The sequence below is a fragment of the Agromyces sp. CF514 genome, from assembly GCF_900113185.1.
Classification (GTDB): domain Bacteria; phylum Actinomycetota; class Actinomycetes; order Actinomycetales; family Microbacteriaceae; genus Agromyces.
In genome coordinates, this window is record NZ_FOZD01000004.1 from 1 (window position 1) to 5,697 (window position 5,697).

At 55.7% G+C, this 5,697-nt stretch carries 3 rRNA genes; all 3 read right to left on the reverse strand.

The window, feature by feature from the left end:
- Positions 1-10: 10 nt before the first annotated feature.
- Positions 11-127, reverse strand: a 5S ribosomal RNA gene (gene rrf / locus BM342_RS19345).
- 214 nt (positions 128-341) lie between these two features.
- Positions 342-3,447: ribosomal RNA gene (locus BM342_RS19350) — 23S ribosomal RNA — on the reverse strand.
- A 469-nt stretch (positions 3,448-3,916) separates the two neighbouring features.
- Positions 3,917-5,446 (reverse strand): 16S ribosomal RNA (locus BM342_RS19355).
- Together the 16S, 23S and 5S rRNA genes form the textbook arrangement of a ribosomal RNA operon.
- Positions 5,447-5,697: the final 251 nt, after the last annotated feature.

The following is a 5,697-nucleotide window of genomic DNA, read 5'->3' on the forward strand; positions in this document are numbered from 1 at the left end:
GGTAATGGTTGTCCGGCGGTGTCCTACTCTCCCACAGGGTCCCCCCTGCAGTACCATCGGCGCTGCGAGTCTTAGCTTCCGGGTTCGGAATGTGTCCGGGCGTTTCCCTCGCGCTATGGCCGCCGAAACTCTTGCCACATCCTGCACCAACCCTGTGGGGTGGTGGGTGTGTAGTCTCGGTGACCCCATCCGGGTCGGTCTGGTGGGACCGGTACGGATGGGTGTCGTGTGTTGAGTTGTATGTTGTGTTTCCGTCTGTTGGGAACCACAGAGTGGACGCGAGTCATCAGGCCACACACACGCCTTTTACGTGAATGAACACTTTCGTGTGTGTGTAGTGAGGTTTCAAGTTATCGGCTTATTAGTACCGGTCAGCTCCGACAGTCGTTAGTCCTGTCTTCCACATCCGGCCTATCAACCCAGTCGTCTGGCTGGGAGCCTCTCACCCGAAGGTATGGAAATCTCATCTTGAGGCCGGCTTCCCGCTTAGATGCTTTCAGCGGTTATCCATCCCGAACGTAGCTAACCAGCGGTGCTCCTGGCGGAACAACTGGCACACCAGAGGTTCGTCCAACCCGGTCCTCTCGTACTAGGGTCAGATCCTCTCAAATTTCCTGCGCGCGCAGAGGATAGGGACCGAACTGTCTCACGACGTTCTAAACCCAGCTCGCGTACCGCTTTAATGGGCGAACAGCCCAACCCTTGGGACCTACTCCAGCCCCAGGATGCGACGAGCCGACATCGAGGTGCCAAACCATGCCGTCGATATGGACTCTTGGGCAAGATCAGCCTGTTATCCCCGAGGTACCTTTTATCCGTTGAGCGACAGCGCTTCCACAAGCCACTGCCGGATCACTAGTCCCGACTTTCGTCCCTGCTCGACCTGTCAGTCTCACAGTCAAGCTCCCTTGTGCACTTACACTCGCCACCTGATTGCCAACCAGGTTGAGGGAACCTTTGGGCGCCTCCGTTACTTTTTGGGAGGCAACCGCCCCAGTTAAACTACCCACCAGGCACTGTCCCTGAACCGGATCACGGTTCGAAGTTAGATATCCAGAGTGACCAGAGTGGTATTTCAACAATGACTCCACCGACACTAGCGTGCCAGCTTCACAGTCTCCCACCTATCCTACACAAGCCACACCGAACACCAATACCAAGCTGTAGTAAAGGTCACGGGGTCTTTCCGTCCTTCTGCGCGTAACGAGCATCTTTACTCGTAATGCAATTTCGCCGAGTTCGCGGTTGAGACAGCTGGGAAGTCGTTACGCCATTCGTGCAGGTCGGAACTTACCCGACAAGGAATTTCGCTACCTTAGGATGGTTATAGTTACCACCGCCGTTTACTGGGGCTTAAATTCTCAGCTTCGCCTTGCGGCTAACCGGTCCTCTTAACCTTCCAGCACCGGGCAGGCGTCAGTCCGTATACATCGTCTTGCGACTTGGCACGGACCTGTGTTTTTAGTAAACAGTCGCTTCCCACTGGTCTCTGCGGCCCTGCAGCGCTTCCCCAAGCAAGTTGGTTCACGCCTTAGGCCCCCCTTCTCCCGAAGTTACGGGGGCATTTTGCCGAGTTCCTTAACCACGATTCTCTCGATCTCCTTAGTATTCTCTACCTGACCACCTGAGTCGGTTTGGGGTACGGGCGGCTGGAACCTCGCGTCGATGCTTTTCTCGGCAGCATAGGATCACCCACTTTTCATCCGCATCGTGTCTCAGCCATCATGAGCGACGGATTTGCCTATCGCTCGGCCTACGCACTTGCCCCGGGTCAACCATCGCCCGGGTTGGGCTACCTTCCTGCGTCACACCTGTTAATACGCTCACTCCACCAGATGGGGTCGCATGCCGCCTCACGATCGTCCCCGAAGGGATCCACGCGTCTTGGGATGCTTAGCACTCCTGATTTCATGTGGGCGGTTCTTCGCCGGTACGGGAATATCAACCCGTTGTCCATCGACTACGCCTGTCGGCCTCGCCTTAGGTCCCGACTTACCCAGGGCAGATTAGCTTGACCCTGGAACCCTTGGTCTTCCGGAGGACGGGTTTCTCACCCGTCTTTCGCTACTCATGCCTGCATTCTCACTCGTGTGGCCTCCACGGCTGGTTTACACCGCCGCTTCACTGCCCACACGACGCTCTCCTACCCATCAACACGGCTGGACCACGAAGGCCTACCTGTATATGTCAATGCCACAACTTCGGTGGCGTGCTTGAGCCCCGTTACATTGTCGGCGCGGAATCACTTGACCAGTGAGCTATTACGCACTCTTTCAAGGGTGGCTGCTTCTAAGCCAACCTCCTGGTTGTCTGTGCAACTCCACATCCTTTCCCACTTAGCACGCGCTTAGGGACCTTAGTTGGTGGTCTGGGTTGTTTCCCTCTCGACGATGAAGCTTATCCCCCACCGTCTCACTGCTGCGCTCTCACTTACCGGCATTCGGAGTTTGGCTGACGTCAGTAACCTTTTGGGGCCCATCGGCCATCCAGTAGCTCTACCTCCGGCAAGAAACACGCAACGCTGCACCTAAATGCATTTCGGAGAGAACCAGCTATCACGAAGTTTGATTGGCCTTTCACCCCTATCCACAGCTCATCCCCTCCATTTTCAACTGAAGTGGGTTCGGTCCTCCACGACGTCTTACCGTCGCTTCAACCTGGCCATGGATAGATCACTTCGCTTCGGGTCTAGGACCTGCGACTGAATCGCCCTATTCAGACTCGCTTTCGCTACGGCTGCCCCACACGGGTTAACCTCGCCACAGATCACTAACTCGCAGGCTCATTCTTCAAAAGGCACGCTGTCACACCAACAAGGGTGCTCCAACGGTTTGTAAGCAAACGGTTTCAGGTACTATTTCACTCCCCTCCCGGGGTACTTTTCACCTTTCCCTCACGGTACTTGTCCGCTATCGGTCATCTGGGAGTATTTAGGCTTATCAGGTGGTCCTGACAGATTCACGCGGGATTTCTCGGGCCCCGCGCTACTTGGGATACCTCTCCGGCCGGCCAGGCATTTCGACTACGGGACTCACACCCACTCCGGTCCGCCTTTCAATGCGGTTCGTCTATACCTGACGCGTCACCGTGACTGCACGGCAGTACAGTCCGAAAGGTCCCACAACCCCGACCATGCAACCCCTGCCGGGTATCACACATGGCTCGGTTTAGCCTCTTCCGCGTTCGCTCGCCACTACTTACGGAATCACGGTTGTTTTCTCTTCCTGTGGGTACTGAGATGTTTCACTTCCCCACGTTCCCTCTACCCGCCCTATATATTCAGGCGGGAGTCACCAGGTCACCCAAAGGGCCTGGCGGGGTTTCCCCATTCGGAAATCCTCGGATCACAGCTCGTTTATCAGCTCCCCGAGGCTTATCGCAGATTACGACGTCCTTCTTCGGCTCCAGATGCCAAGGCATCCACCGTTTGCTCTTAGAAACTTGAAATCACATGAGTTCGATCGAATTCGTATCCGACACCGAAGTGCCGGAGAAATTGACCAGTGAACACACCGAACAACACCCCGAAAGATGTCATCCAATGCGATTCACCTTTTGTGATCCAGGACCGAAGTCCTGAATCTAAGATGCTCGCGTCCACTATGTAGTTCTCAACAGACGGCCAGAACCCCCACCCCACCGAATCATCAACCATCGGCTTCGTGAAGGTCTGAAGAAACCATCACCCCCGAACCAAAGCCCGGGGTTGTCCGGTCCCTCAGGACCCAACAGCGTGCAACGTGCCCGACCGGCCGGCCCCCACCGTTCCAACCCACCGAAGCGGGCGTACTAGGTCTGAACCATTCAGACGAGCACCTATGTTCAATGTTCCACCCATGAGCAGCCAGCGAGCCACATTGGACCCGATCTGGCCTGCACTGCAGAAACCCCGAAGGACTTCTGAGTTGCTCCTTAGAAAGGAGGTGATCCAGCCGCACCTTCCGGTACGGCTACCTTGTTACGACTTAGTCCTAATCACCGATCCCACCTTCGACGGCTCCCTCCACAAGGGTTAGGCCACCGGCTTCGGGTGTTACCGACTTTCATGACTTGACGGGCGGTGTGTACAAGGCCCGGGAACGTATTCACCGCAGCGTTGCTGATCTGCGATTACTAGCGACTCCGACTTCATGAGGTCGAGTTGCAGACCTCAATCCGAACTGAGACCGGCTTTTTGGGATTCGCTCCGCCTTACGACATCGCAGCCCTTTGTACCGGCCATTGTAGCATGCGTGAAGCCCAAGACATAAGGGGCATGATGATTTGACGTCATCCCCACCTTCCTCCGAGTTGACCCCGGCAGTCTCACATGAGTTCCCACCATTACGTGCTGGCAACATGCGACGAGGGTTGCGCTCGTTGCGGGACTTAACCCAACATCTCACGACACGAGCTGACGACAACCATGCACCACCTGTAACCGAGTGTCCAAAGAGTTCCCTATTTCTAGGGCGTTCTCGGTCATGTCAAGCCTTGGTAAGGTTCTTCGCGTTGCATCGAATTAATCCGCATGCTCCGCCGCTTGTGCGGGCCCCCGTCAATTCCTTTGAGTTTTAGCCTTGCGGCCGTACTCCCCAGGCGGGGCGCTTAATGCGTTAGCTACGACACGGAAACCGTGGAAAGGTCCCCACATCTAGCGCCCAACGTTTACGGCGTGGACTACCAGGGTATCTAATCCTGTTCGCTCCCCACGCTTTCGCTCCTCAGCGTCAGTTACGGCCCAGAGAACTGCCTTCGCCATCGGTGTTCCTCCTGATATCTGCGCATTCCACCGCTACACCAGGAATTCCATTCTCCCCTACCGCACTCTAGTCTGCCCGTACCCACTGCAGGCTGGAGGTTGAGCCTCCAGATTTCACAGCAGACGCGACAAACCGCCTACGAGCTCTTTACGCCCAATAATTCCGGACAACGCTCGGACCCTACGTATTACCGCGGCTGCTGGCACGTAGTTAGCCGGTCCTTTTTCTGCAAGTACCGTCAAGGAGCAAGCTCCCCTTCTTCCTTACTAAAAGCGGTTTACAACCCGAAGGCCGTCATCCCGCACGCGGCGTTGCTGCATCAGGCTTTCGCCCATTGTGCAATATTCCCCACTGCTGCCTCCCGTAGGAGTCTGGGCCGTGTCTCAGTCCCAGTGTGGCCGGTCACCCTCTCAGGCCGGCTACCCGTCGACGCCTTGGTGAGCCATTACCTCACCAACAAGCTGATAGGCCGCGAGTCCATCCCAGACCGAAAAAACTTTCCACCCCAAACCATGCGGTTCGAGGTCCTATCCGGTATTAGACGTCGTTTCCAACGCTTATCCCAGAGTCCAGGGCAGGTTACTCACGTGTTACTCACCCGTTCGCCACTAATCCCCCCAGCAAGCTGGAGTTCATCGTTCGACTTGCATGTGTTAAGCACGCCGCCAGCGTTCGTCCTGAGCCAGGATCAAACTCTCCAAAAAAATTGTTTCGACCACCCCCGAAGAGGCGATCAGAGTTTGTTCACTGACAGAGAAACAACTGACTAATAAAAATCAAATTGTCCATCAATCAAAGGAATCCCACCCATCCCCGAAAGGACAGATTGGGGTTCAAAAAATTGGCATTGAACATAGTGCACGCTGTTGAGTTCTCAAGAACCAGACGCCACAAAACCAGACACCCACAACCCGTGGACCTGCAATTCAGGGCAACCTGCCAACCATACCACCAC